General features: G+C 71.7%; 26 protein-coding genes, 1 tRNA gene and 1 riboswitch. Of the genes, 24 read left to right on the top strand and 3 right to left on the bottom strand.

All coding sequences use genetic code 11. The features are described 5' to 3' along the window. Window positions 1-2 precede the first annotated feature (2 nt). A complete protein-coding gene (locus U5C87_RS15025) occupies window positions 3-614 on the bottom strand; it encodes a hypothetical protein (RefSeq protein ID WP_330473335.1) in 612 nt (203 codons plus the stop codon). Next, a complete protein-coding gene (locus U5C87_RS15020; RefSeq protein ID WP_330473334.1) occupies window positions 611-1,042 on the bottom strand; it encodes a hypothetical protein in 432 nt (143 codons plus the stop codon). Before U5C87_RS15020 ends, U5C87_RS15025 begins: the two co-directional genes overlap by 4 nt. 241 nt (window positions 1,043-1,283) lie before the next feature. Between U5C87_RS15020 and ald the strand changes: the two genes are divergently transcribed. The 14 genes from ald (at window position 1,284) to U5C87_RS14950 (ending at window position 14,772) form a co-directional block, all read left to right on the top strand. Continuing rightward, window positions 1,284-2,399 (top strand): alanine dehydrogenase, encoded by a 1,116-nt coding sequence (gene ald, locus U5C87_RS15015; RefSeq protein WP_330473333.1) that lies wholly within the window; start codon window positions 1,284-1,286, stop codon window positions 2,397-2,399. A 35-nt stretch (window positions 2,400-2,434) separates the two neighbouring features. Beyond that, window positions 2,435-3,382 (top strand): site-specific tyrosine recombinase XerD, encoded by a 948-nt coding sequence (gene xerD, locus U5C87_RS15010; protein WP_330476699.1) that lies wholly within the window; start codon window positions 2,435-2,437, stop codon window positions 3,380-3,382. Between the two features lie 72 nt (window positions 3,383-3,454). Further along, on the top strand, window positions 3,455-4,420 hold the full coding sequence (locus tag U5C87_RS15005) for an AAA family ATPase (protein ID WP_030146142.1): 966 nt from the start codon (window positions 3,455-3,457) through the stop codon (window positions 4,418-4,420). 14 nt (window positions 4,421-4,434) lie between these two features. Further along, window positions 4,435-5,484 (top strand): segregation and condensation protein A, encoded by a 1,050-nt coding sequence (locus U5C87_RS15000; RefSeq protein ID WP_330473332.1) that lies wholly within the window; start codon window positions 4,435-4,437, stop codon window positions 5,482-5,484. Next, window positions 5,477-6,133, top strand: a complete 657-nt coding sequence (scpB, locus tag U5C87_RS14995) for an SMC-Scp complex subunit ScpB (RefSeq protein WP_330473331.1) — start codon at window positions 5,477-5,479, stop codon at window positions 6,131-6,133. The genes U5C87_RS15000 and scpB overlap by 8 nt, the downstream gene beginning before the upstream one ends. Continuing rightward, window positions 6,130-7,092, top strand: a complete 963-nt coding sequence (locus tag U5C87_RS14990; RefSeq protein ID WP_330473330.1) for a pseudouridine synthase — start codon at window positions 6,130-6,132, stop codon at window positions 7,090-7,092. The genes scpB and U5C87_RS14990 overlap by 4 nt, the downstream gene beginning before the upstream one ends. 46 nt (window positions 7,093-7,138) lie before the next feature. Continuing rightward, window positions 7,139-8,221: a prephenate dehydrogenase gene (locus tag U5C87_RS14985; protein ID WP_330473329.1), complete on the top strand. Its 1,083-nt coding sequence runs from the start codon at window positions 7,139-7,141 to the stop codon at window positions 8,219-8,221. A gap of 82 nt (window positions 8,222-8,303) precedes the next feature. After that, window positions 8,304-9,011 (top strand): (d)CMP kinase, encoded by a 708-nt coding sequence (gene cmk / locus U5C87_RS14980; protein WP_330473328.1) that lies wholly within the window; start codon window positions 8,304-8,306, stop codon window positions 9,009-9,011. Then, the gene (locus U5C87_RS14975) at window positions 9,008-9,673 is read left to right on the top strand and encodes a lysophospholipid acyltransferase family protein (RefSeq protein ID WP_330473327.1); all 666 of its coding nucleotides are present in this window, start codon (window positions 9,008-9,010) and stop codon (window positions 9,671-9,673) included. Before cmk ends, U5C87_RS14975 begins: the two co-directional genes overlap by 4 nt. A 12-nt stretch (window positions 9,674-9,685) precedes the next feature. Further along, entirely contained in the window at window positions 9,686-11,221 is a 1,536-nt protein-coding gene (gene der, locus U5C87_RS14970) for a ribosome biogenesis GTPase Der (RefSeq protein ID WP_443082063.1), read from the top strand. Between the two features lie 87 nt (window positions 11,222-11,308). Continuing rightward, window positions 11,309-11,382, top strand: a tRNA-Pro gene (locus U5C87_RS14965). Window positions 11,383-11,665: 283 nt separating this feature from the next. Beyond that, on the top strand, window positions 11,666-12,178 hold the full coding sequence (locus tag U5C87_RS14960; protein WP_330473326.1) for a hypothetical protein: 513 nt from the start codon (window positions 11,666-11,668) through the stop codon (window positions 12,176-12,178). Window positions 12,179-12,295: 117 nt separating this feature from the next. Continuing rightward, on the top strand, window positions 12,296-13,030 hold the full coding sequence (locus U5C87_RS14955) for a hypothetical protein (protein ID WP_330473325.1): 735 nt from the start codon (window positions 12,296-12,298) through the stop codon (window positions 13,028-13,030). Next, complete coding sequence (locus tag U5C87_RS14950) at window positions 13,030-14,772, top strand: beta strand repeat-containing protein (RefSeq protein WP_330473324.1); 1,743 nt, start codon at window positions 13,030-13,032, stop codon at window positions 14,770-14,772. The genes U5C87_RS14955 and U5C87_RS14950 overlap by 1 nt, the downstream gene beginning before the upstream one ends. A 20-nt stretch (window positions 14,773-14,792) precedes the next feature. Here the strand turns inward: U5C87_RS14950 and U5C87_RS14945 are convergent, their stop codons facing one another. Further along, window positions 14,793-16,229 carry a YibE/F family protein gene (locus tag U5C87_RS14945; protein WP_330473323.1) on the bottom strand — a complete coding sequence of 479 codons (1,437 nt, stop codon included), beginning with the start codon at window positions 16,227-16,229 and terminating at the stop codon, window positions 14,793-14,795. A gap of 132 nt (window positions 16,230-16,361) precedes the next feature. On the opposite strand from U5C87_RS14945, the gene U5C87_RS14940 reads away from it, so the two are divergent. The 10 genes from U5C87_RS14940 (at window position 16,362) to gcvP (ending at window position 25,887) form a co-directional block, all read left to right on the top strand. Further along, on the top strand, window positions 16,362-16,970 hold the full coding sequence (locus U5C87_RS14940) for a CDP-alcohol phosphatidyltransferase family protein (RefSeq protein ID WP_030146116.1): 609 nt from the start codon (window positions 16,362-16,364) through the stop codon (window positions 16,968-16,970). Next, window positions 16,967-17,932: a DUF881 domain-containing protein gene (locus tag U5C87_RS14935; RefSeq protein WP_330473322.1), complete on the top strand. Its 966-nt coding sequence runs from the start codon at window positions 16,967-16,969 to the stop codon at window positions 17,930-17,932. The genes U5C87_RS14940 and U5C87_RS14935 overlap by 4 nt, the downstream gene beginning before the upstream one ends. Next, entirely contained in the window at window positions 17,929-18,261 is a 333-nt protein-coding gene (locus tag U5C87_RS14930; RefSeq protein ID WP_142177902.1) for a small basic family protein, read from the top strand. The genes U5C87_RS14935 and U5C87_RS14930 overlap by 4 nt, the downstream gene beginning before the upstream one ends. Window positions 18,262-18,263: 2 nt before the next feature. Then, complete coding sequence (locus U5C87_RS14925; protein WP_330473321.1) at window positions 18,264-19,418, top strand: DUF881 domain-containing protein; 1,155 nt, start codon at window positions 18,264-18,266, stop codon at window positions 19,416-19,418. A gap of 151 nt (window positions 19,419-19,569) precedes the next feature. Then, window positions 19,570-19,959 (top strand): glycine cleavage system protein GcvH, encoded by a 390-nt coding sequence (gene gcvH / locus U5C87_RS14920; protein WP_330473320.1) that lies wholly within the window; start codon window positions 19,570-19,572, stop codon window positions 19,957-19,959. Window positions 19,960-20,071: 112 nt separating this feature from the next. Then, on the top strand, window positions 20,072-20,542 hold the full coding sequence (locus tag U5C87_RS14915) for an FHA domain-containing protein (RefSeq protein WP_030146111.1): 471 nt from the start codon (window positions 20,072-20,074) through the stop codon (window positions 20,540-20,542). Next, the gene (ftsR, locus tag U5C87_RS14910; RefSeq protein WP_330473319.1) at window positions 20,539-21,264 is read left to right on the top strand and encodes a transcriptional regulator FtsR; all 726 of its coding nucleotides are present in this window, start codon (window positions 20,539-20,541) and stop codon (window positions 21,262-21,264) included. Before U5C87_RS14915 ends, ftsR begins: the two co-directional genes overlap by 4 nt. Window positions 21,265-21,305: 41 nt before the next feature. Beyond that, window positions 21,306-21,827 carry a bifunctional nuclease family protein gene (locus tag U5C87_RS14905; RefSeq protein ID WP_330473318.1) on the top strand — a complete coding sequence of 174 codons (522 nt, stop codon included), beginning with the start codon at window positions 21,306-21,308 and terminating at the stop codon, window positions 21,825-21,827. 252 nt (window positions 21,828-22,079) lie between these two features. After that, a complete protein-coding gene (locus U5C87_RS14900; protein ID WP_030146108.1) occupies window positions 22,080-22,664 on the top strand; it encodes a MerR family transcriptional regulator in 585 nt (194 codons plus the stop codon). Between the two features lie 115 nt (window positions 22,665-22,779). After that, window positions 22,780-22,879, top strand: a riboswitch (glycine riboswitch). A gap of 80 nt (window positions 22,880-22,959) precedes the next feature. Beyond that, window positions 22,960-25,887 (top strand): aminomethyl-transferring glycine dehydrogenase, encoded by a 2,928-nt coding sequence (gene gcvP / locus U5C87_RS14895; protein WP_330473317.1) that lies wholly within the window; start codon window positions 22,960-22,962, stop codon window positions 25,885-25,887. Window positions 25,888-25,935 lie beyond the last annotated feature (48 nt).

The raw sequence follows: 25,935 nt of genomic DNA, 5'->3' as shown, positions 1-25,935 counted from the left end.
GGTCAGGCCCCCGGGGGCGGGCGCAGGCCCTGGTCCCGCAGCTCGAGCAGGGCGAGCTGTCGGATGACGTCCCGGTCCTGACGACGCCAGGCTCCCGCCGGGTCGTCCGACACCCGGGCGAGCGACCGCATGGGCTGCGTCGCCAGGGCCCGGAGTGCGAAGAGGTCGAGGTCCTCACCGGCGTCGATGAAGCGCTGGGACTGGATCGCGTTGCGCACGAAGCGGACCCGGACATAGAGCCATACGGCGAGCACGAACAGAATCGGCACGAGTGCCGTGGCGAGCCCGAGACCGAGCGCCAGCCTGTCGACCGTGTCCGCCATCGAGGTGCCCGCGGACTGGAGCGTCGTGCCCGACCCTGCGGCCTGGGTGAGCCACGTCTTCAGCTGGTCGCCCACGAGCGGGATCTGGCCGGCCTGGTCGCCGGCGCCGGTCAGCGCGCCGTTGACGGAGCGCCCGGCCGAGCTGATCGAGTCTGCCGGGGCGCGCAGCTGGTCGACGGTGTCGTGGACCTGGCGACCGGCATACACCCAGATCCCCACCCACAGCAGCACGAAGACGTCCGACAGCAGCTGGCGGGTGCGGCGTGCGGGGCTGTCCGCGTAGAGCCTCACGAGCCCACTGCTGCGACGAAGATCGTGACGAGGAAGAGGTAGAGCAGGCCGACCGAACCGATGCCGACGACGACCGACGCGGCCAGGAAGCCCTGCGCGAACGGCCGCAGCCGAGGGACCGCCGTGGCAGCGGCGGACAGCACCACCCCGGCGCCCAGGACCCACAGCCCCTTCGACAGCACCACGCCCTCGCCGATCGTGAGCCAGGCGGTGACGATGGCGAAGACCGTCCCCGCTGCGACGCCGTAGCGACGCGGGTGCCCGCGGTGCGAAGCCTGGTCGCCGCCTCCACCGCCTCCACCGACCCCGGCGGGCGACACCGGCGCCGGCTGCAGAGGGCCGTCGTGAAGGGGCTGGGGCGGGCCCGCCGGCGCGCTCGTCGGGGTGCCCGGCCAGGTGTAGCCCTCGCCGGGCTGGGGGTCGGTCATGTCGGCTCCTCCCGAGTCGTGTGACGGCGGCGCCGGTGCGCGCACCCGGCGCACGGCGTTGCGCACACTCTGGCAGGCCGAGGGCGGCCGCGCCCTCCCGAACGAGGTCCGTACGAGGTCGAGCGAGGTCGTGAACGGGCGGCGGTACCCACGGATACAGTGGGCTCGCGGCCCCTGCGGGCCCCTTCTCGCCACCGCAACGGCGCCGTGGCCGAGTCAGTCCGGAAGGAAGTGCAGCAGCATGAAGGTCGGCATCCCCCGCGAGGTCAAGAACCACGAGTACCGCGTGGCCATCACCCCCTCAGGCGTCCACGAGCTCGTCGAGAACGGGCACGACGTGCTGGTCGAGAAGGACGCCGGCGTCGGCTCCCAGATCAGCGACGACGACTACGCCGCTGCCGGGGCGCGCGTCATCGGGTCCGCGGACGACGTGTGGGGCGAGTCCGACATGGTGCTCAAGGTCAAGGAGCCCGTGGCGGAGGAGTACCACCGCATGCGCGAGGGCCTGACCCTCTTCACCTACCTGCACCTCGCGGCCGACAAGCCGCTCACCGAGGAGCTCGTCAAGCGCAAGGTCACCGGTATCGCCTACGAGACCGTGCAGCTGCCCTCCGGCGGCCTGCCGCTGCTCTACCCGATGTCCGAGGTCGCCGGCTGCCTCGCGCCGCAGGTCGGGGCGCACGCCCTGATGCGCGCGCAGGGTGGCCGGGGCGTCCTCATGGGCGGTGTCGGCGGCGTGGCCAACGCCAAGGTCGTCATCCTCGGCGCCGGTGTGTCGGGCCAGAACGCCGCCAACATCGCGCTCGGCATGGGCGCCGACGTCACGCTGCTCGACACCGACCTCGACAAGCTGCGGATGTCGTTCTGGCGCTACGAGAACCAGGTGCACGGCCTCGCCTCCAACCGGCTCACGGTCCAGCAGCAGGTGCAGGAGGCCGACATGGTCATCGGCGCCGTGCTCATCCCCGGCGCGGCTGCACCCAAGCTCGTCTCGAACCAGCTCGTCTCGCAGATGAAGCCGGGCTCGGTGCTCGTCGACATCGCCATCGACCAGGGCGGCTGCTTCGAGGACAGCCACGCGACGACGCACGCCGACCCCACCTACACCGTGCACAACTCGGTCTTCTACTGCGTCGCCAACATGCCGGGCGCGGTGCCCAACACCTCGACCTACGCCCTGACCAACTCGACGCTGCCGTATGCCGTGAAGCTGGCCAACCAGGGCTGGCGCGAAGCGCTGCGCAGCGACCACGCGCTCGGCCTCGGGCTCAACACGCACGACGGCCACGTCACGTACGCCGGTGTGGCCGAGGCGCACGGCATGCAGTCGGTCAGCCTCGACGAGGCCCTGTCCTGACCCAGCAGCTCGTCACCGAGCCACCCGCGGTACGCCTGACGCGTCTCGAGCGCGACGTCCGCGGGTGGCTCGACCACGTCCGGGTCGAGAAGGGCGCGTCCGACAACACCCTGAAGTCCTACGGCCGTGACCTGCGCGCCTACAGCGCCTTCCTGGCCGCGAAGGGGATCGACGACGCGGGCCGCGTCACCGAGGCCGACGTCACCGACTTCCTCGCGTCGCTGCGTGAGCGAGGCCTCGCGGCCTCGTCCGCGGCCCGCACGCTCGTGGCCGTCCGCGGATTCCACCGGTTCCTCGCGCTCGAGGGTGAGGTGCCCGGCGACCCGGCGGCCAACGTCGCTCCGCCCAAGCCGCCGGCCCGGCTGCCCAAGGCGATCCCGCTCGAGGCCGTCGAGCGCCTGCTCGCCGCTGCATCGGTCGGCGACACGCCCGAGTCGCTGCGCGACCGTGCACTGCTCGAGATCCTCTACGGCATCGGCGCGCGCATCAGCGAGGCGGTCGGACTCGACGTCGACGACATCGAGACGGCCGGCGCCGACGACCCGTCCGGCGGTGGCGCGACGCGCGGGGGAGTGGCGTCCGTGCGACTGCGCGGGAAGGGCGGCAAGGAGCGCGTCGTCCCGGTGGGGCGCTACGCCGTGGAGGCCGTCACGGCATACCTCGTGCGGGGCCGTCCGGCCCTCGCCACGCACGGAACGGGCGGTCCGGCCCTCTTCCTCAACCAGCGCGGAGCGCGGCTCTCGCGCCAGTCGGCGTGGGCGGTCATCCGGCGGACGGCCGAGAGCGCCGACCTCACCGAGCACGTGTCACCGCACACGCTGCGACACTCCTTCGCCACCCACCTGCTCGACGGGGGCGCCGACGTGCGCGTCGTCCAGGAGCTGCTCGGGCACGCCTCCGTGACCACGACCCAGATCTACACCATGGTCTCGGTGCACCGACTCCGCGAGGTCTATGCGGGCGCCCACCCCCGTGCCCGCTGATAAGGTCACACGTGATCAGCGCGAGGCTGACCGCAGCATCCCAGGGCAAGGCCGAGCGGAGTGGAACACCCGGTGAACGAGGAGTCACACGACACCATGCAGTCCGTGCCGTCCGAGGACCTCGACCAGCGCCCCAGTCCGGTCAGCGCCGCCCCGCGCGTCGCGCAGCTGCCGGGCACCGAGTCGGCCGGATCCGGCGCCATGGGCCCGACCGGCCGTCCGCTCCCTGACTTCCCCGTCCCGGGCCCTCTCTCGAGCCACGGGCCGGCGCGGATCATCGCGATGTGCAACCAGAAGGGTGGGGTCGGCAAGACGACGACCACCATCAACCTCGGTGCCGCGCTCGCCGAGCTGGGCCGCAAGGTGCTCGTCATCGACTTCGACCCTCAGGGCGCGCTCTCCGTCGGCCTCGGCGTCAACGCCCAGGAGCTCGACACGACGATCTACAACCTGCTCATCGAGCGCGGTCACGACATCCACGACGTCATCCAGCAGACGCGCACGCCCAACCTCGACCTCGTGCCCGCCAACATCGACCTCTCGGCCGCCGAGGTCCAGCTCGTCGGCGAGGTCGCGCGCGAGCAGATCCTGGCCCGGGTGCTGCGTCCCGTCATCGACGAGTACGACATCGTCCTCATCGACTGCCAGCCGTCGCTCGGCCTGCTCACCGTCAACGCGCTGACCGCCGCGCACGGCGTCGTCATCCCGCTCGAGTGCGAGTTCTTCGCCATGCGTGGCGTCGCCCTGCTCATCGACACCATCGACAAGATCACCGACCGGCTCAACCCGCGCCTGCAGGTCGACGGCATCCTCGCCACGATGTACGACAGCCGCACCCTGCACAGCCGCGAGGTCGTGCGCTCGGTCGTCGACCACTTCGGCGAGCAGGTCTTCCACACCGTCATCAGCCGCACCGTCAAGTTCCCCGACGCGACCCTGGCCGCCGAGCCGATCACGTCCTACTCGTCCGAGCACTCCGGTGCCAACGCCTACCGCCAGCTCGCCCGCGAGCTCATCGCGCGCGGTGGCGCAGCCTGATCCGCAGTGATCTGATGACCGAGCAGGACACCGTCGACCGCACCGCGGTTGACGCCGACGACGCTGCCCTGCCTGCCGAGCACGCCGACGACTCGGCGCTCGTCCCGGCTGCCGCGCCGGCCGAGCTGACCCCCGGCGGCGTCATCACGCGGCGGGCGTCCACGCCGTTCGAGGTGCACCTCGACGTCTTCTCCGGCCCCTTCGACCTGCTGCTCGGCCTCATCAGCAAGCACAAGCTCGACATCACCGAGGTCGCCCTCGCCAAGGTGACCGACGAGTTCGTCGCCCACATCAAGGCGGCCCAGGCCGCCGAGAGCGACTGGGACCTGGGGCAGGCCTCGGAGTTCCTCCTCATCGCCGCGACGCTGCTCGACCTCAAGGCCTCGCGCCTGCTGCCGCAGTCCGGTCCGCAGGACGACGAGGACCTCGCGCTCATCGAGGCCCGCGACCTGCTGTTCGCGCGGCTGCTGCAGTACCGCGCCTACAAGGAGATCGCCAACACCTTCCGCGACCGGATGGCCACGGCAGGGCGCATCACCCCGCGGCAGGCCGGGCTCGAGCCCGAGTTCGCGAGCCTGCTGCCCGAGCTCGTCATCGCCATCACGCCAGAGCAGTTCGCCAGGATCGCCGCGCGGGCGATGACGCCGAAGATCGCGCCGACCGTCGGCCTCGAGCACCTCCACGCGCCGCAGGTCAGCGTGCGTGAGCAGGCGGCGATCATCGTCGACCGCCTGCGCCACCGGGGCCAGGTCTCGTTCCGGAGCCTCGTCGCTGACGCCGACAGCACCCTCGTCATCGTGGCCCGCTTCCTCGCGTTGCTCGAGCTGTTCAAGGAGGCTGCGATCGCCTTCGAGCAGGCCGAGGCCCTCGGTGAGCTCGACATCCGCTGGACCGGCACCGAGGCAGGCGACATCGCCATCGACGACGAGTTCGACGAGGACGACGAGGGCGCCGAGGACGACGGCGACGCGGGCACGCCCGAGCAGGCCGAGGACACGAACGACGACGCGAACGACGAGACGGGCGGCGCCGCCGCCCCACGGACAGGAGCAGACGATGAGTGACCAGTCGGCGCAGGGGCCCGACGCGACCGCCGAGCCGGAGGAGCTCGACGACCGCGAGGGTGCCGACGAGCAGATCGCCTTCGACATCAACGACTTCCCGGGCGGCGCCCGCTCGGCCCTCGAGGCCGTGCTCATGGTCGTCGACGAGCCGGTGACCGAGGTCGCGCTGGCCTCGGCGCTCGAGCTGCCCGTCGAGGACGTGCGGGGACACCTGCACGCCCTCGAGGAGGAGTACGCCGCCGCGCAGCGCGGCTTCACCCTGCGCAGCGTCGCGGGTGGATGGCGGGTCTACAGCCGGTCCGACTTCGCCCCCGTCGTGGAGAAGTTCGTCCTCGACGGCCAGCAGGCCAAGCTGACACAGGCCTCCCTCGAGACGCTTGCCGTCATCGCCTACCGCCAGCCCGTCTCCCGCGCGCGGGTCAGTGCCGTGCGCGGCGTCAACGTCGACGGAGTCGTGCGCACGCTGACGTCGCGCGGTCTCATCGAAGAGGTCGAGGACCTCGGGGAGAGTGGCGCGATGCTGTTCCGCACCACGCCCTACTTCCTCCAACGCATGGGGCTGTCGTCGCTCGACGACCTCCCGGCGCTGGCGCCCTACCTCCCGGACGCCGACGTCATCGACGAGCTCATCGAGGAAGGACACGCATGAGCGAGTACTCCAGGTCACCCCGCCAGCCGCGCAAGAAGGGCGGTCCGTCGGGACCGTCCGGCGGCGGTTCCAAGGGACGCGCCGGTCGCCCCACGGGCACACGCAGCGGCGGCAAGTCAGGCGGCGGCGGCGGCGGCGGGGCTAGCGGTCCGCGCTTCGCCGGGTCCACCAAGGCGAGCCAGCCCACGAAGCTGCCCGACCGCAAGGCCGTGCCCCAGATCGACGTGCACGACCCCGACGGCGTGCGCCTGCAGAAGCTGATGGCGGCCGGCGGCGTCGGCTCCCGTCGCGTCTGCGAGAACCTCATCGAGCAGGGCCGGGTCGAGGTCGACGGCCAGGTCGTCACCGAGCTCGGCGTGCGCATCAACCCGCAGACCCAGGTCGTCCACGTCGACGGCGTCCGCGTCAACCTCGACGAGGACCGCGTCTACCTCGCCTTCAACAAGCCCAAGGGCGTCGTCACGACCATGCACGACGAGCTCGGGCGCATCTCCCTCGCCGACTACGTCGGCAACCGCGAGGAGCGCCTCTTCCACGTCGGACGTCTCGACGCCGACACCGAGGGCCTGCTGCTGCTCACGAACGACGGCGAGCTGGCCCACCGGCTCCAGCACCCCGCATACGGCGTCCTCAAGACCTACATCGCCACGATCCGTGGCCCCGTCCAGCGCGACGTCGGCAAGCGGCTGCGCGAGGGCGTCGAGCTCGAGGACGGGCCGGTGAAGGTCGACTCGTTCCGCATCGTCGACCACCAGCCCGGCAAGGCCATGGTCGAGGTCGTGCTGCACGAGGGACGCAAGCACGTCGTCCGCCGCATGCTCGAGGCCGTGGGACACCCGGTCGTCGAGCTCGTGCGCACGGAGGTCGGTCCCATCCGTCTCGCCGACCTCAAGTCGGGGCGCACGCGCCGGCTCAACAAGGCCGAGATCGGGGCGCTCTACAAGGCCGCCGGTCTGTGATCCGGACGTCCCGTCGGCGTGACGAGACGCTCGCTACGCTGACGGGGTGACCACGCACGTCCGCATCGTCGGCACTGGGCTCATCGGCACCAGCTTGGGAATTGCGCTGTCCCAGAGCGGATTTCGCGTCTCCCTCGACGACCCGTCCCCGACCGCCGTCCGTCTCGCGCGTGACCTGCGGGCGGGGGAGGTGGCCGACGAGCAGTCCGGCGCGCCCGACGTCGTCGTCGTGGCTGCGCCCCCGGACGTCGCGGCGGGTGTCGTCGTCGACGCCCTGAACCGCTGGCCGGACGCGGTCGTCACCGACGTCGCCTCGGTCAAGGAGTCGGTGCTGAGGGTCGTGCTCGACTCCGGCGCCGACGCCAGCCGCTACGTCGGCTCGCACCCCATGGCGGGGCGCGAGCGCTCCGGCGCCGCGGCGGCGCGTGCCGACCTCTTCGACGGGCGGGCCTGGGTCGTCGTGCCGCACGAGGCCTCGACCGACGCCGCGGTCCGCCGCGTGCGCGAGGTGGCGCTCTCCGTGGGCTCCGCCTTGCGTGTCATGCCGGCGCACGAGCACGACGAGGCCGTGGCGGCCGTTTCGCACGTCCCCCAGCTAGCGGCGAGCATCGTCGCGGCGTGCCTCCGCGAGCTGCCGGAGTCCGCGGTCGGCCTCGCCGGCCAGGGCCTGCGCGACGTGACCCGCATCGCCGCCAGCGACCCCCGGCTCTGGACCCAGATCCTCGCGGGCAACGCGCCGGCCGTGCGTGACGTCCTGCGCCACGTGCGGGACCAGGTCGACCACGTCGTGGGCGCTCTCGACTCGCTGGCCGACGCGGACGGAGAGGGCGCTCTCGGCACCCTGAGCCGGGTCCTCGAGGCCGGCAACCTCGGCCACGCGCGGATCCCCGGCAAGCACGGCGCCGCGCCCGCGGCATACGAGGTCGTGTCTGTGGTCGTCCCGGACGAGCCGGGGTCGCTCGCCCGGCTGCTCACCGACGTGGGTGCGGCCGGCATCAACCTCGAGGACCTGCACCTCGAGCACGGGCTCGGGCAGGCCGTCGGGGTAGCCGAGATCTCGGTCGTCCCGTCCTCGGTCGAGCCGCTTCGCGCGGAGCTCGCGCGGCTCGGGTGGCGCGTGCACGACTGACGAGCGCGTGGCCCCGAGGATGACCGGTCCGGCCCGCGGGCTGGTCCGGGTGGGGCCCGACCCAGGCACTATCCTCGTCCGCATGTCGCAGACCCCCGAGGAGCACCTGTCCGGATTCGTCGTCGCCGTGGACGGGCCCTCCGGCTCGGGGAAGTCGAGCGTCAGCAAGCAGGTCGCGCGTACCCTCGGCTTCGGCTACCTCGACACCGGCGCGATGTACCGCGCGCTGACCTGGTGGTGCCTGCACGAGGACGTGGAGCTGACCGACGCCGACGCGATCACCGCTGCGGCACAACGCTTTCCGCTGGCCATCGGCACCGATCCCGACGCTCCCACGGTCACCGTCGGAGGCACCGACGTCGCGGCCGCGATCCGCGAGACGCGGATCTCCACCAACGTCTCGGCGGTGGCCACGGTGATCCCCGTCCGCGAGATCCTCCGGGTCCTCCAGCGTCGCCTCATCTCCGAGGCCGCGCAGACCAAGGGCGGCGTCGTCGCCGAGGGCCGCGACATCACGACCGTCGTCGCCCCCGACGCACCCGTACGCATCCTGTTGACCGCCTCGGAGGAGGCCAGGCTCGCACGCCGGTCCACGGAGCTGCACGGGGCGGCCGACGCCGCCGCCGTCGCCGCGACCAGGTCGCAGATCGTCGACCGCGACAAGGCCGACTCCGCGGTCTCGGAGTTCACGGTCGCGGCCGACGGGGTCACGACGATCGACACCTCGCACCTCGACTTCGAGGGCTCGGTCGAGGCGGTGCTCCAGGTGGTCGGGGCGGCGCGGGCATGAGCCAGGCGGTCGCTCCCCACCCCAATCGGGCCCGGATCGGCCGCCCGATCGGCAAGGTCATCTTCAGCACGCTCTACCGCGGCACCGCGCTGCACCCCGAGCGCGTCCCGCTGGCCGGTCCCGTCATCCTCGTGGCCAACCACGCGGCCTTCCTCGACGGGCCGCTCGTCTTCGGGCTCGCTCCGCGGCCCGTCAGCTTCCTCGTCAAGCAGGAGGCCTTCTCCGGCTTCTGGGGCTGGACCATCCGCAGCGTGGGCCAGATCCCCATCGACCGTTCGGTCGGGGACCGCGCCGCCCTCGCGTCGGCCAGCGCCGTCCTCGAGGGCGGGGGAGCGGTCGGGATCTTCCCCGAGGGCAACCGGGGTGACGGCGAGGTCCACCAGGTCAACCACGGCGCAGCGTGGATCGCGCTGCGCACCGACGCCCAGATCGTGCCCGTGGCCGTCAGCGGCACCCGCGCACCGGGCTCCACGAAGGACGACTGGCCGGCGTTCCGCTCGCGCCTCGTCGTCGACTTCGGGGACCCGTTCCGGCTCGCCGTCGACCCCGCGGTGCCGGGCCGGGACCGCCTCCGGCTGGCCAGTGACCAGCTGCGCGACGCGCTCGCGTCACATGTACGTCGCTCGCGGGTGGAGAATGGTCCCTCAACAGACGTTCACTGATTCGAGGACACCGTGACTGACGAGACCGCCCGCCCCATCGACGAGGGCGCTCCGATCTCGACCCCCGACCACGCCGTCGACCCCGTCGCCGGCGCCGTCGGCGCCCCTGAGCTCGACGACGCCGCCGTGGAGCGCGCCCTGCGCGCCGGGCTCGAGGACTTCGAGCTCAGCCCCGAGGACCAGGCCCTGCTCGACGCGCAGGGTGGCCTCTCCAACGACGGCGCGGCCCAGGGGCCGCTCCCGGTCGTCGCCGTGGTCGGCCGACCCAACGTCGGCAAGTCGAGCCTCGTCAACCGCATCCTGCGACGCCGCGAGGCCGTCGTCGAGGACGTGCCCGGGGTGACCCGTGACCGGGTCTCCTACGAGGCCGAGTGGGGCGGGCGCCGCTTCACCATCGTCGACACCGGCGGCTGGGAGGCCGACGCCACCGGCATCCACCTCCGCGTCGCCGAGCAGGCCGAGATCGCCATCGACCTCGCCGACGTCGTCATGTTCGTCGTCGACGCCACGGTCGGCGCCACCGACGACGACGAGGCGGTCGTCAAGCTGCTGCGCCGCTCCGGCAAGCCCGTCGTGCTCGTGGCCAACAAGGTCGACGACCAGCGCGGCGAGGCCGACGCGGCCATGCTGTGGAGTCTCGGACTCGGTCAGCCCTTCCCGGTGTCGGCCGTGCACGGCCGGGGAAGCGGTGACGCCCTCGACGCCGTGCTCGACGTGCTTCCCGACGTGTCGGCACACGGCGCGTACGCCCAGGGCGGCCCCCGTCGCGTCGCTCTCGTCGGCCGGCCCAACGTCGGCAAGTCGAGCCTGCTCAACCGTCTCGCCGGGTCCGAGCGCGTCGTCGTCGACAACGTCGCCGGCACCACCCGCGACCCGGTCGACGAGCTCATCGAGCTCGGCGGCAAGACGTGGCGCTTCGTCGACACGGCCGGCATCCGACGCCGCGTGCACCAGAGCCGCGGCGCCGACTTCTACGCCTCGCTGCGCACCCAGACGGCCCTGGAGAAGGCGGAGGTGGCCGTCGTGCTCATCGACGCCGAGGAGCCCATCGCCGAGCAGGACATCCGCGTCGTCCAGCAGGTCATCGACTCGGGGCGCGCCCTCGTGATCGCCTACAACAAGTGGGACACCCTCGACGAGGAGCGCCGCTACTACCTCGAGCGCGAGATCGAGAAGGAGCTCGTCCAGGTGCCGTGGGCGCCCCGGGCCAACATCTCCGCCCGCACCGGGCGGCACATGGACCGCCTGGTGCCCGCGATCGAGACCGCGCTCGAGTCGTGGGACACCCGCGTCCCCACCGGCCGGCTCAACGCGTTCATGGGGGAGATCGTGGCTGCTCACCCGCACCCGCTGCGGGGTGGCAAGCAGCCGCGCATCCTCTTCGCGACCCAGGCCTCGACGCGGCCGCCGCGCTTCGTCATCTTCGCCTCAGGCTTCATCGAGGCCGGCTACCGCCGCTTCATCGAGCGTCGTCTGCGCGAGCAGTTCGGCTTCGAGGGCACGCCGATCGAGGTGTCGGTCCGCGTCCGCGAGAAGCGTCGCCGCTGACTCGGAGCCCGACCGAGGCTCCCACGGGGGCCGATTGGGACCAGCGGCACCCGGTGCGCTAATGTTCCTTTCGCCCCGAGGGGCATTCGGGCTGTGGCGCAGCTTGGTAGCGCACTTGACTGGGGGTCAAGGGGTCGCAGGTTCAAATCCTGTCAGCCCGACCGAACGACGAAGGGCCGCACTCTCCACGGAGAGTGCGGCCCTTCGTCGTTGGTAGGCCGTTGCACCGTCCGAAGAGGCGGTCGCCGGACCGTCGTGTGGTGGCGCGAATCCGCTTGTACTGCAAGCCCTCCCGCCGGGCACTGCAAGGACTCCCTCTGTGGCACAAGCCTTCCGCAAGGTATGCGCTACGTTGCCCGAGGTGCCCTCGTTTCGGCTGTTTCGCGTGTCAGTGTTGCTCCAGCAGCACACCAAGAAACGGTAAAGCCACTCGAGGGAAAGGTCATGGGGGACACCATGCGCACCGAGAAGAAGAACTCCAAGAAGAAAAAGTCCGCAGCTTTCGTCGCCGCCGGTGTCATCGGCCTCGCGACCGCCGGCGGTGCGTACGCCTACTGGACGAGCCTCGGTGGCGGCACCGGCACGGCCTCCACGAGGGCGGGTGCCTCGAACGTCTTCGAGGTGACGGGCAACGCCGCCACCTCGATGTTCCCCGGTGACACCGCGCAGACGGTCACGGCGACCGTGAAGAACACGGGCACGGAGAACTACAAGCTCCAGGGTGTCAAGGCGTTCATCACGACCGACAAGCAGGGCTGCGACGGCACCGACTACAAGATCAACGGTGCGGCGGCTCCGACCAACGCGACGGACGCGGTCGCCATCACCGTCACGCAGGCCGACCTCGCGCCGGCCGCCACGACGACTGGCACCTTCTCCCTGCAGTTCAACAACAAGGCGACCAACCAGGACGCCTGCAAGGGCGCTGCGGTGGCGATCACCTACATCGCCAGCTGAGACCCGGACGGGGTGGGACGCCGCATCGACCCCGGCGCCCACCCCGTCCGCCACGTCCGTAGCAGTAGGGCCCCTCGGACAGGGCCAGGATGCCGTTCCAGACAGGGGAGCACGACCGTGACGACGCCGACCAGCACCAGGCAGACCGCCCTGGGGCTGTTCGGCGTCCTCGTCGTCCTGGCGACGTCGGCGGACATGGTGCCCGCCGTCGCTCCCGGCACGCGGCCGGCCGCTCCGGTCCTGACCTCGGTGCCGGCCGACCCGACGGCCAGTGTGACCAACACCGCGATGTGGATCCACCCCCGACCGGGCACGCGCTTCCGCTGCTCGACCGACGACCGGGGCTGGTTCCCCTGCACGTCGCCCCTGACCTGGGCGCTCGACCCGACGCGAGCAGGCCACCACCGGCTCTCCGTCCTGGCCGTCGACCCGTCCGGTCGTGAGTCGGCCGCCGTGACGTACTCGTTCTCGTACCGCGACGCCCTGCGCGCCTCCGGTCTCCGCTTCACGGTGACGGGCGGCGTCGACGACCTGACCCCCGGGGTGTGGCGCCAGGTCCCGGCACGCGTCACCAACCCCGGCGCCGTCGCGGTCCGAGTGACGGCGCTCGAGCTGCACCTCGCGGCCAACAGCACCCCGCCGGGGTGCAAGGCCGCCACCAACCTCGAGGTGCGACAGCCGCGCCTGGCCGGGCCGGACGCCCTCGTGGTGCCTGCGCGCTCCACGGTCACCCTTCCCGCACCCGGCGTCGCGACCGCCGCGATCCGCCTCCGGAACCTTGCGACGGTCAACCAGGACGCCTGCAAGAGCAAGTCCTTCGCGCTCACCTGGACCGGGACGGCACAGCAGTGATGCCGACCCTGACGCCCCCGAAGACGCGCGCACGCCGTGCCGCCCCGAGCCGCGGCGTGCGCGCCCTTCGTGTCGGTGTCCTGCTCACGGTCCTGATGGCCGTGTCAGGCACCGCGTGGGCGGCCTGGACAGCGTTGGGCGGCGGGACGGGCCAGGCGACGACCGGGACCCTGGTCGCGCCCTCGGCCGTCACGGCCACCGCGGTGAGCGGTGCCTCCAGCGTCGGCGTCACCTGGACCGCGCCCTCGACCGGGGTGTCGCCGAGCGGCTACCGGGTCGACCGCACCGACACGACGACTGGCAGCACCGTCGCGGCCTGCGGCTCGTCGAGCTCGTCCCTGGTCACGGGCACGTCGTGCACCGACACGTCCGTGCCCGACGGCAGCTACCGCTACACGGTCGTCGCCATCCGTTCCGGGTGGACGGCCAGGAGCGCCACGAGCATCCCTGTCACGGTCCTGGCCACCGTCGCGACGTCGGTCTCGTTGACGTCGTCGGCGACGCCGTCCGTCGTCGGCCAGCCCGTCACGTTCACGGCAACGGTCAGCGCCGCCTCCGGCACCGCGACGGGCTCCGTCGCGTTCCGCGACGGCGGCACCGCCATCACGTGCAGCGGCGGGAGCCAGACCCTGAGCTCCGGCGTCGCCACGTGCGTCACCACGTTCGGTTCCAGCGGCACCCGCTCCATCACGGCGGCGTATGCCGGGTCGGCACCCTTCGGCGCCTCCACGTCCGCCGCGCTCAGCCAAGTTGTGAACGTCGCGCCGACGACCACCATCGTGGCCTCCTCTGCGACGCCCTCGGTGGTCGGGCAGCCGGTGACCTACACCGCGACGGTGTCGGCGGTGGCCCCCGGTGGTGGCACCCCGGCCGGCAGCGTCACCTTCAAGGACGGTGCCACGACCCTGGCGTGCACCGGCGGCACCCAGACCCTGAGCTCCGGTGCGGCCATCTGCGTCGTCGCCCACGGCTCCGCGGGCACGCGCGGCATCACGGCCACGTACGCCGGCTCGGCCAACCATGGGTCCTCGACCTCCGCGGCCGTCACCCAGGTCGTCAATGCTGCCTCCACGACGACCAGCCTGACGACGTCCGCTGCGACTGTCACAACGGGACAGAGCGTCACGTTCTCGGCGACCGTCGCTCCGGTGGCTCCCGGTGGGGGAGTGCCGACGGGCGCGGTCTCCTTCAAGGACGGCTCGGCCACCATCAGCTGCTCCTCCGGCACGCCGACGCTCAACGCCTCCGGGATCGCCACGTGCACCACGTCGTTCACTGCCACGGGTTCCCGAACGATCACGGCGACGTATGTCGGCAGCTCGAACCACCTGTCCTCGACCTCGGGCGTCGTCACCCAGTCAGTGGTCAACCCGTCGGCCGTCGGACTCGACTTCGCCGGCGTCACGGTGGACGGCACGAGCGTCGTGCCAGCATGCACCGGCTCCGCGGCTTCCGGCTACGCCTGCACCGTCAGTGGCGGCAACAACGCGGTGGTGTCGGCCTCGGTCGGCTTCGTGGACAGCACGGGCAACCCCATCGCCTACAGTTCGGCGACGGAAACCATCTCGTGGACGGCCACCGGCAAGACTGCCGGGTCGGGCACCGTGACGGTGGCACCCAACGCGACCGCGGCCACCGCCAAGGTGTCCGCCACGAAGACAGGCAGCAATGCCGCCTCGATCACCGTGACGTACACGACGGCGAGCGGCGCCACCTGGACCGCGACCCTCACGGTGAGCTGACCGGGCCCAGCGGCGAGCAGTCAGCTCGACGTCATCCGGGCCCGGGCCTCGGCGCGGGTGGCCGGGGGAGGTGGCCCGCTCGCCGCTCGCACGAGGTCCGCGGCAGTCGGGCCGCTCGGCTCTCCCGGGCCCGGTCCGGGCCGGCGCTCATTGCCCTCGGGCGGTCCGGACCCGTCGGCCTCCGGATCCTCCGAGGGAGCCCGCCTCGCGCCCACGGTCAGCGCGGCGACCGCAGTCGTGACGGGCACCGCGAGGACGAGGCCGATGGCGCTGGCGAGCGTGCGCACGATCTCCTCCGACAGCGACTCCGTCTGGAGCATCTCGAGGACGGGACGCTCGTAGAGGAAGAGGAGCAGCAGCACGGGAAGGGCGGCACCGGCATACGCGAAGACGATCGTGTAGATCGTCGAGGCGATGTGGTCGCGCCCGATGCGCATGCCCGACTGGAAGAGCTCGCGACGCCCCATCGAGGGCGCCGCGGCGCGCAGCTCCCACACCGCGGACGACTGCGTGATGGTCACGTCGTTGAGCACGCCGAGGCCGGCGACGATGATCGCGCACGTCAGCAGCTCGCGTGGGTTCATCGTCGTGACGAACGAGGCGAGGGTCGCCCCCTCGTCGTTGGCGACGCCGCTGAGGCGTGCCATGTCGACCGCGAGAAGGCCGAGGCCGGCCGTGATCCCGACGCCGAAGAGCGTGCCCGCGAGCGCCGTGCTCGTGCGGACCGAGAGGCCGTGGGCGAGGTAGAGGACGACGAACATGATCGCCGAGGAGCCGATGAGCGCGACGAGCAGGCCCGACTGACCGTCGAGCAGGGCCGGCAGCATGAACTTGACGACGACGAGGCCGCCGAAGCCGAGGCCGGCCAGCGCGAGCACCCCACGCCACCGCGCGACGACGGCCACGACGACGAGGAAGAGGGCGAGCATCAGCGAGAGCGGCGCGCCGCGCTGGACCTGCAGGAAGGAGTACGTCTCGGGCTGGCCGCTCTGGGGCGGCGTCCTCAGCAGCTGGACGGTGTCGCCCTCCCGCAGGCCCGACGACGAGACCGCAGGCGGGACCGGGACCGACACGATGGGTCGCACGTCGCCGGAGGTCGCTGTGGGCTGCTCGAGCTGCACCGTGATGGCTCCGCACGTGGGCGCCGAACCACTGTCACCGGCCTGCCCGCCCGAGGACACGTCCCCAGCGCCACCGGTCGGCGTGGCGCAGACGGGCAGGGTCTTCTGCACCTCGGCGATCGGGAAGGCCACGCCGGGGGCGGCGAAGTCGGTCGTGCCCACCCGGTTGGGTGTCTGCGTGTCGCCCGGCCGGTAGCGCACGAGCCCGTAGACCGTCGCCGCGGCGGCGACCACGAGCAGGATGGTCAGGCCCACGCGGGCGAGCGTGCTGACGGCGACTGCGCCAGAGGTGCTGCGAGCGTCGTGGCTGTGCGTGTGCGAGTGTCCGCCGGGCATGGTGGCGAGTGTGCCAGAGCGACGGCGCACAGCGGCGGTGCGATAAGGCCCGGCTGCGAAGGCTCCCGACGTGTCCGGATCGATGCCGAAGACGCGCATCGACCTGTCCGGGGGCCGGTTAGGCTTGCCGCCGTGGAGGTCGAGAAGGCGGGGGAGCGCGAGCACGTCGTGACGGAGCGTCTGGTGACCATCCCCAACGTGCTGTCGGTGCTGCGCCTGCTCGGGGTCCCCGTCTTCCTCTGGGCGATCGTGTCCGAGCGCGACGGCCTCGCGCTGCTGCTGCTGCTCTTCTCCGGGGTCACCGACTACCTCGACGGGAAGATCGCCCGCCAGTTCAACATGGAGAGCCGACTCGGCCAGTTCCTCGACCCCATCGCCGACCGGCTCTACATCCTCACGACCCTCTTCGGGCTCGCGTGGCGCGAGATCATCCCGGTCTGGCTCGTCGTCGTGCTCCTCGCGCGCGAGGTCGTCATGGCGCTCATGCTGCTCTTCCTGCGCTCGCGCGGGCAGCTGGGCCTGCCGGTGCACTTCGTCGGCAAGGCCGCGACCTTCAACCTGCTCTACGCCTTCCCCCTCCTGCTGCTGGCCCACCGTGACGACTGGCTGGGCGCGCTCGCCCGTCCCGTCGGGTGGGGCTTCGCCTGGTGGGGCGTCGTCCTCTACTGGCTGGCGGCGGTGTTGTATGCCGTCCACGCGCGCATCGTGCTGACGCGCGGTCCCCGGGCGGTGACCTCGTGATCGCACCACGCCGGCCGGACGAGTCGATGACGCTGCTGACCACGATGATGGAGCGGCCGCTCGACGCCGGCTACCAGGAAGCTGCCGACCGCCGCGCCGCCGCCGGGCTCCCACGGGCCACCTCCACCCGCACCGTCCTCGTCGTCGTGCTCATGATTCTCGCCGGCTTCCTCTTCGCGGTGGCTGCGCAGTCCCTGCGCCCCAAGCCCACCGCCGCGGCGGCGGTCAAGAAGGAGCTCGTCACTCGCATCGAGGCGCTGCAGAAGCACGGCACCGAGCAGGAGGCCAAGGTCGCCTCGCTCGGCAAGCAGGTCCGCGAGTTCGAGGCCCTGGCCCTGCAGCAGTCGGGAGGGCCTGACCTCACGACCACGATCAAGGATCTCGAGGTGCAGGCCGGCGCGGTGCCGCTCACCGGTCCCGGCCTGACCCTGACCCTCGACGACGCCGCCTCGACCCAGGCGGACGGCAACGCCGGCAACCGCCCCAGCAGCGGCTTCGAAGAGGGACGCGTCACCTCCGGCGACCTGCAGATCATCGTCAACGGGCTCTGGGGAGCGGGGGCCGAAGCGATCTCCATCAACGGCCACCGGCTCAGCTCGACCGCCGCGATCCGCTTCGCGGGCCAGGCGATCATCGTCGACTTCCGGCCCCTCTCGCGGCCCTACGTCATCACGGCGCTCGGCGACTCGCAGGGCATGCAGCAGCTCTTCGAGCCGTCGTTCGCCGGGCTCTACCTCTCGCAGCTCACCGAGGAGTACAAGATCCGGTCGATCATGGCAGGCAGCGACTCGCTCACCGTGCCGGGTGACTCGGCGGCGCGGCTCGAGGTCGCGCAACCCGTCGGGCCGCCCGTAGTCTCGACCGCGCCTTCGACGTCCTCGACGCCGTCGCTCCAGAAGCGCACGACCACCCCCGCCTCACCCAGCTCCGCCACACCGACCCGTCAGGAGACCTCGTCGTGATCCCAGTTCTCGGCCTCGTGGCCGGACTCGCGGTGGGTCTCTTCCTCGATCCGTCGGTGCCCGTCTGGCTCCAGCCGTACCTGCCGATCGCCGTCATCGCGGCCCTCGACGCCGTGTTCGGCGCCATCCGCGCGATCCTCGACGGCATCTTCAACGACAAGGTCTTCGTCGTCTCGTTCCTGTCGAACGTCGTCGTCGCCGCCTTCATCGTCTTCCTCGGTGACCAGCTCGGTGTCGGCTCGCAGCTCTCCACCGGCGTCGTCGTCGTGCTCGGCGTGCGGATCTTCTCCAACGTCGCCTCGATCCGTCGGCACCTGTTCAAGGCCTGACGATGGCGAAGCGCAAGAAGGGTCGCCACGAGCCGACCACCCCGCCGATCTCCGGTCCGGCCACCGAGGCAGCCACCGAGGCGGAGGTGGGACAGGACGCACCCGTCGCAGCCGCGACCTCGCCGTCCGACGCGACCACCGAACCGGACGCACCCAACCCCGAACCGCACGCACCCGACCCCGAACCGGTACTCGACCCGACACCTGAGCCGACACCTGAGCCGACACCCGAGCCGACACCCGAGCCGACACCCGAGCCGAAGCCCGAGCCCGTCGCTGCCGACGCTGCTGGTGAAGCCGACGACAACGTCGACGACAAGACCGATCACGACGTCGCCGCTCCGCCCGCCCCGATCTTCGGCACGGGTCTCGACGACGGTGCCGAGGTCGACTTCACCTCGTCCGAGGCGCGCGAGAGCGGGACCAGCCGCGTCCCGGTCGAGGGCCGGGACGCGTGGACGCGTCTGGTCAAGATGAGCAAGCCCCGCGCCACCCGGGCCAACCTGCTCGGCGCACTGCTCGCGGTGCTGCTCGGCGCCGGGATCGCCGCCCAGGTGCAGCTGACCAACCAGCGCGGTCTCGACGAGCTGAGCCAGACCGACCTCGTCCGCGTGCTCGACGACATCTCGCTGCGGTCCTCGCGCCTGGACCAGCAGGTCCGTGAGCTGGAGTCCACCCGTGACCGTCTCAAGAACGGCACCGGCACCGCGGCGGAGGCCCTCGAGCAGGCCCAGAAGCGCGTGGACACCCTCGGCATCCTGGCGGGGACCCTGGCCGCCAAGGGGCCAGGCATCACGTTGCGCGTCACCGATCCCACCAACGCCGTGACGGGTCCGATCGTCCTCGACATCATCCAGGAGCTGCGCGACGCCGGCGCCGAGTCCATCGACGTCGGGGGCGTCCGTGTCGTCGCCTCCTCGTTCGTGGGCGACAAGGGAGGCCAGATCCTCGTCGACGGCGTCCCCGTGCCCCGTCCCCTCGTCATCAAGGTCATCGGCGACTCCAAGACCCTGTCGTCGGCCATGACGATCCCCGGCGGGATCGTCGAGTCGGTGCGGCAGAAGGGCGCCGAGGCGGTCGTCACCGAGTCGAGCCTCATCGAGATCACCTCGCTGCACCGGCCCACCGCCATGACGCACGCCAAGCCGGTCGAGTGATCTCGGCACACCCACCCGGCCCCACTTCCTGCGCGGCCCGCACGGGTCTGGCATCCTCTCAGGTGCCGCCACATGGTCTGCGGCACCCACGCACAGCAGCACGCGCGGCCCCGACACCCCTGACCAGGGCCGCCACCGACGAAGGAGCGACATGAGCGAGCTGGACTACCCCTCTGACCTGCGCTACACCAGCGACCACGAGTGGGTCCGCGTCGGCGACGACGGGGTCGTCCGCATCGGCATCACGGCGTTCGCGCAGGACGCCCTCGGCGACGTCGTCTACGTGTCCCTGCCCGCCGTCGGCGACACCGTGACGCCGGGGGACTCCTGCGGCGAGGTCGAGTCGACGAAGTCGGTCAGCGACGTCTACGCGCCGCTCGAGGGCGAGGTCACGGCGACCAACGCCGCGCTCGACTCCTCGCCCGAGCTGATCAACTCCGACCCCTACGGCGAGGGCTGGATGTTCGAGCTCCGTCTGGCCGACGCCTCGTCGGTCGACGGCCTCATGGACGCCGCGACCTACACGGCTTCCCTCTCCTGACTCCAGCCCCCACCCGGGGTACCCGCTCGTCGTGGCGCCGGGCAGGATGTGACCTGCCCGGTCAACTAGAGTGGATGCACCCGAATCCGCCCGCACCACAGAGGAGGACCGCATGTCGAGCAACCTGCCCGACCCCGACGACATGAACGTCGAACCCCGCACCATGCGGTTCCAGGGCGTGCCGTCGCAGGACAGCGACCACGTCGACACCGTCACGCCGCGCGGACTCAGCGCCGAGGACCAGGCCACCATCGACGCGCTCCGTCCGGGCACAGCGCTGCTGGTCGTCCTCCGAGGGCCCAACACCGGAGCGCGCTTCCTGCTCGACGACCAGCAGGTGGCCGCAGGTCGCCACCCGGACTCCGACATCTTCCTCGACGACGTGACCGTCTCGCGCAAGCACGCCCTGTTCGTGGCGCAGGGCGGTGGCTACGTCGTGCGTGACGCCGGCTCGCTCAACGGCACCTACGTCAACCGCGAACGCATCGACGAGGCCCCGCTGCACCTCGGCGACGAGGTCCAGATCGGCAAGTTCCGCCTCGTCTACTACTCGTCCGGAGCCCCCCAGACCGCACCGGCATGACCGCAGGCACGGCGGCGGCCGACGGGGCTGCTCCTGCCCCGCGGCGCCTGACCATCGGCAAGGTGCTCGCCGCCCTGTCGGAGGACTTCCCCGACGTCTCTGCCTCGAAGATCCGCTTCCTCGAGGCCGAGGGGCTCGTGCAGCCGCACCGCACGGCATCCGGCTACCGCACGTACACCGAGGACGACGTGCGCCGGTTGCGCTACGTCCTCACGGCGCAACGCGACCGCTACTGGCCGCTCAAGGTCATCCGCGAGGCGCTCGACGCCCTGGACCGGGGACTCACCGACCCCGCGGACGACCCCGGCGGGCGCCCCGAACCCCCGACGCCGACCGTCGACCCGGAGGTGCCGAGCTCCGTCGACCTGCTCCCTGGCCCCGTCGTGTCACTGACGGGTCCGGAGCTGCGCGCGGCCACCGGCATCGACCGCGACACGATGCACGCCCTCGAGACCTACGGCCTGCTCCAGGCCGACGAGCGCGGCCACTTCGGTCACGAGGCGCTGGCCATCGGCGCGGCGGCGCGCACGCTCTCCGACCACGGGCTCGAGCCCCGCCACCTGCGGCCGTTCCGCACCGCCGCCGACCGCGAGATCGGCCTCGTCGACCAGGTGCTGGCCACCCGCCGGGGGAGTGGCACCAGGCAGGAGCGTGCGGCCGAGATCGCTTCTGCCTGCATCGCCCTGCACGTCGCCCTGGTCCGGGCGGGGCTGCGCCGCTGAGGCCTGCCCGCGTCGACGACGGGCCGGGGTACGGTGGAGGAGTGAGAGAGGTCGATGTCCTGGGCGTCCGCGTCGAGATGCCCACGAACCACCCGATCGTGCTGCTGCGGGAGCGGGACGGGGGCCGCTACCTGCCGATCTGGATCGGGGCGGCCGAGGCCGCCGCCATCACGTACGCGCAGCAGGGCGTCGTCCCGCCACGACCACTAACGCACGACCTGATGCGTGACCTGCTCGCCGTGCTCGGCCACGAGCTCACGGAGGTGCGCATCGTCGCCCTCAAGGACTCGGTCTTCCACGCGGCGCTCATCATCGACGGCAAGGTCGAGGTGGGATCGCGTGCCAGCGACGCCATCGCCCTGGCCCTGCGCACCGGCGCCAAGGTGCTCGTCGAGCCGGCCATCCTCGACGAGGCCGCCATCGTCGTCTCCTCCGAGGAGGACGACGAGGTCGAGCGCTTCAAGGAGTTCCTCGACCACGTGTCGGCAGAGGACTTCGAGGGCCCGGCCCCGGAGTCCCAGGAGCCCGGCGACCGCCCGGACCGGCCCGACCTTCCTGACTGACTCTCCTGACCCACGCGGCCGGGGCGAAGCCGGCCGTCCGCGTCACCGCGACCGTCGACAGCCACTCTTACCGTGAGGTAGAGATCGAAGGTTTGCGTGGACGCCCCGACACGCCGTGCCCTTAGCACGCGGGTGATTGACCGCAGCACGGCGGCGGCCTACCGTCAGTAGAACGACGTGAGTGTAGTTATCTGGATGTCGTCTGCGCGATCGCACCACCGCGACTCGCAGCCTGAGCACGAGGAGGACGGCATGGCCGCCATCGAGGACGCGCGTGACACCGGCCGGGCCCTGCCCGTCGGGTCCCAGGGCCTGCTGTTCACCGACGACCTGCCCGAGCTGGACGAGGACAGCGGCTACCGCGGTCCGACGGCCTGCAAGGCGGCCGGCATCACGTACCGCCAGCTCGACTACTGGGCCCGCACCGGCCTCGTCGAGCCGTCCGTGCGCAGCGCCACCGGCTCCGGCACCCAGCGCCTCTACGGCTTCCGCGACATCCTCGTGCTCAAGGTCGTCAAGCGACTGCTCGACACCGGCGTCTCCCTCCAGCAGATCCGGGTGGCCATCAGCCACCTGCGCGAGCGCGGCGTCGAGGACCTCGCCCAGATCACGCTGATGAGCGACGGCGCCTCCGTCTACGAGTGCACGTCCGCCGACGAGGTCATCGACCTCGTCCAGGGCGGACAGGGCGTCTTCGGCATCGCCGTCGGGCGCGTGTGGCGCGAGGTCGAGGGCGAGCTCGCCCACCTGCCGAGCGAGCGGGCCGACGACGACAGCTCGCTCGACCACCCCGACGACGAGCTGGGCGCCCGTCGCCAGGCACGACGAATGGCCTGACCCGACATCTCCTGACATCTTCTGGCTCCACTCGACACGGCCCGACCGGACACCCGGCCGGGCCGTTCGCATGACCGGAAAGCCCGCGCCTGCTGGTAGATTCGACAGTGCCGATCGACCCTGCGTGGGAGAGTCCTCGGGGTGCCACGCACCTACGAGGCGCCGAAGGGGCAACATCCCCGGAACCTCTCAGGCGCCAGGACCATGCGGGTGAGGCAACTCTGGAGACACGTCTTCGCGGTGCTCGACAGACGGGGAGCGTGTGTCGTCCGCTCGTACCCGTCAGGAGCCCCGCATGTCGATCGACCAGCTCGTGCCCGTCACCACCGGAACGTCCACCGAGACGGTGATGGCCGACTTCGTCAGCCGCCACGTCGGTCCCGCCGGTGACGACGTGCGCCACATGCTCGAGGTGGTGGGCCAGCCCAGCCTCGACGCCATGTGCGACCGCGCCATCCCCGGCGCCATCCGCTCCGAGACGCCGCTGCGCGTCGAGGCCGCCGCCAGCGAGAGCGCCGTCATCGAGGAGCTGCGCGGGTTCGCCTCGCGCAACACCGTGCTCACCTCGCTCATCGGGCTCGGCTACTACGGCACCGTGACGCCGCCGGTCGTGCGTCGCAACGTCCTCGAGAACCCCGCCTGGTACACCGCCTACACGCCCTACCAGCCCGAGATCTCCCAGGGCCGTCTCGAGGCCCTGCTCAACTTCCAGACCGTCATCACGGACCTCACCGGACTCGACGTCGCGGGCTCCTCGCTGCTCGACGAGTCGACCGCCGCCGCCGAGGCGATGTCGCTCATGCGCCGCGCGAGCAAGACGTCCGCGGACGCCGTCGTCCTCGTCGACGAGCGGCTCTTCCCGCAGACGATCGCCGTCATGCGCACGCGTGCCGAGGCCCTCGGCCTGCCCGTCGTCGTCGCCGACCTGCGCGGTGTGACCGACGCCGACTCCCTCTCCGAAGCGGCAGGCGGCAAGGCAGTCGTGGGCGCCATGGTGCAGTACCCCGACGCCACCGGCGAGCTCGTCGACTGGGCTCCGCTCACCGCTGCCGTGCACGAGGCCAAGGGCCTGGTCACGGCCTGCGCCGACCTGCTCGCGCTCACCCTCGCCGCCGCCCCCGGCGAGTGGGGCGCCGACATCGCCGTCGGCAGCGCCCAGCGCTTCGGCGTGCCGATGGGCTTCGGTGGGCCGCACGCCGGCTACATGGCGGTCCACCGCGGACTCGAACGCCAGATCCCGGGCCGCCTCGTCGGCGTCTCCGTCGACGCCGAGGGACACCAGGCCTACCGCCTCGCCCTGCAGACGCGTGAGCAGCACATCCGTCGCGAGAAGGCGACCTCCAACATCTGCACCGCGCAGGTCCTGCTCGCGGTCATGGCGAGCATGTATGCCGTGTGGCACGGTCCTGCAGGCCTCGTGGCCATCGCGCAGCGCGTGGCTCGCCTGACCGGGGCGCTGCGAGGCGCCCTCGTCGACGGTGGCCTCGACGTGGAGACGACGTCCTTCTTCGACACGCTCACCGTCGTCGTGCCGGGTCGCGCGGCCGAGGTGACGGCGACCTTCGCGGACCGGGGCATCAACGTCTGGCGCGTCGACGCCGACCGCGTGTCACTCAGCCTCGACGAGACCTCCACGGCCGCAACGGTGCTCGCGGTGCTCGACGGCTTCGGCCTGGAGGCGGGCGACGACGTGACGTCGGCCTCCGGCGCGACGGGAGCACACGGCATACCCGAGGGTCTGCAGCGCACGTCCGAGTTCCTCACGCACCCGGTCTTCCATGCCCACCACTCCGAGACGGCGATGCTGCGCTACCTGCGCCGGCTCTCCGACCGCGACTTCGCGCTCGACCGCGGGATGATCCCGCTCGGCTCGTGCACGATGAAGCTCAACGCCACCACCGAGATGGAGGCCATCACCTGGCCGGAGTTCGCCAACCTCCACCCGTTCGCCCCCGCCGAGCAGACGGAGGGCATCCGCGCCCTCATCGACGACCTGTCGGGCTGGCTGTGCGAGATCACCGGCTACGACGCCGTGTCGCTCCAGCCCAACGCAGGCTCCCAGGGCGAGTTCGCCGGGCTGCTTGCGATCCACGCCTACCACCAGGCCCGCGGCGAGGGCCACCGTCGCATCTGCCTCATCCCGGCGAGCGCCCACGGCACCAACGCCGCGTCCGCCGTCATGGCGGGCCTCAAGGTCGTCGTCGTCAAGACGGCCCCGGACGGCACCGTCGACATGGACGACCTCCGCGCCAAGATCGAGACGCACCGCGACGACCTCGCCGCGATCATGGTGACCTACCCGTCGACGCATGGGGTCTACGAGGACACCATCACCGAGCTGTGCGAGCTCGTCCACGAGGCGGGCGGCCAGGTCTACGTCGACGGCGCCAACCTCAACGCCCTCGTCGGCCTCGCCCAGCCGGGCAAGTTCGGCGCCGACGTCAGCCACCTCAACCTGCACAAGACCTTCTGCATCCCGCACGGCGGCGGCGGCCCGGGTGTCGGCCCGGTCGCGGTCCGGTCGCACCTCGCGCCGCACCTGCCCAACCACCCCCTCGCGCCCGAGGCCGGCCCCGAGTCGGGCGTCGGCCCGGTGTCCGCCGCCCCCTACGGGTCGGCGAGCATCCTGCCGATCTCGTGGGCCTACGTGCGTCTCATGGGCGGCGAGGGCCTGCGGCACGCGACGCAGATGGCCGTCCTCGGCGCGAACTACATCGCGGCCCGGCTGCGCGAGCACTACCCGGTGCTCTACTCCGGCCACGACGGGCTCGTCGCCCACGAGTGCATCCTCGACGTCCGGCAGATCACGGCCGAGACCGGAGTGACCGTCGACGACATCGCCAAGCGCCTCGTCGACTACGGCTTCCACGCGCCGACGATGAGCTTCCCGGTCGCGGGCACGCTCATGGTCGAGCCCACGGAGTCGGAGAACCTCTACGAGCTCGACCGCTTCTGCGACGCGATGATCGCGATCCGCGGCGAGATCGAGGAGGTCCGCTCCGGCACGGTCGCAGTGGGCGACAGCATGCTGCGGCACGCGCCGCACACCGCCCTCAACATCGCGGGGGAGTGGGACCACCCCTACGAGCGCACCGCCGCCGCCTTCCCGGTCGGCGTCCACGCCGCCGACAAGTACTGGCCGCCGGTGAGCCGCATCGACGGCGCGTACGGCGACCGCAACCTCGTCTGCTCCTGCCCGCCGCCGGAGGCGTTCGAGGGCTGAGTCCCGCCGACGGAGTGGTCACCACCTGGGGCCTCACGCGCCCACGTG

This window comes from Terrabacter sp. C0L_2, assembly GCF_036352015.1.
Taxonomy (GTDB): domain Bacteria; phylum Actinomycetota; class Actinomycetes; order Actinomycetales; family Dermatophilaceae; genus Terrabacter; species Terrabacter tumescens.
The sequence above is the reverse complement of the archived record's forward strand: the minus strand, read 5'-3'. Positions and strand labels throughout refer to the sequence as shown.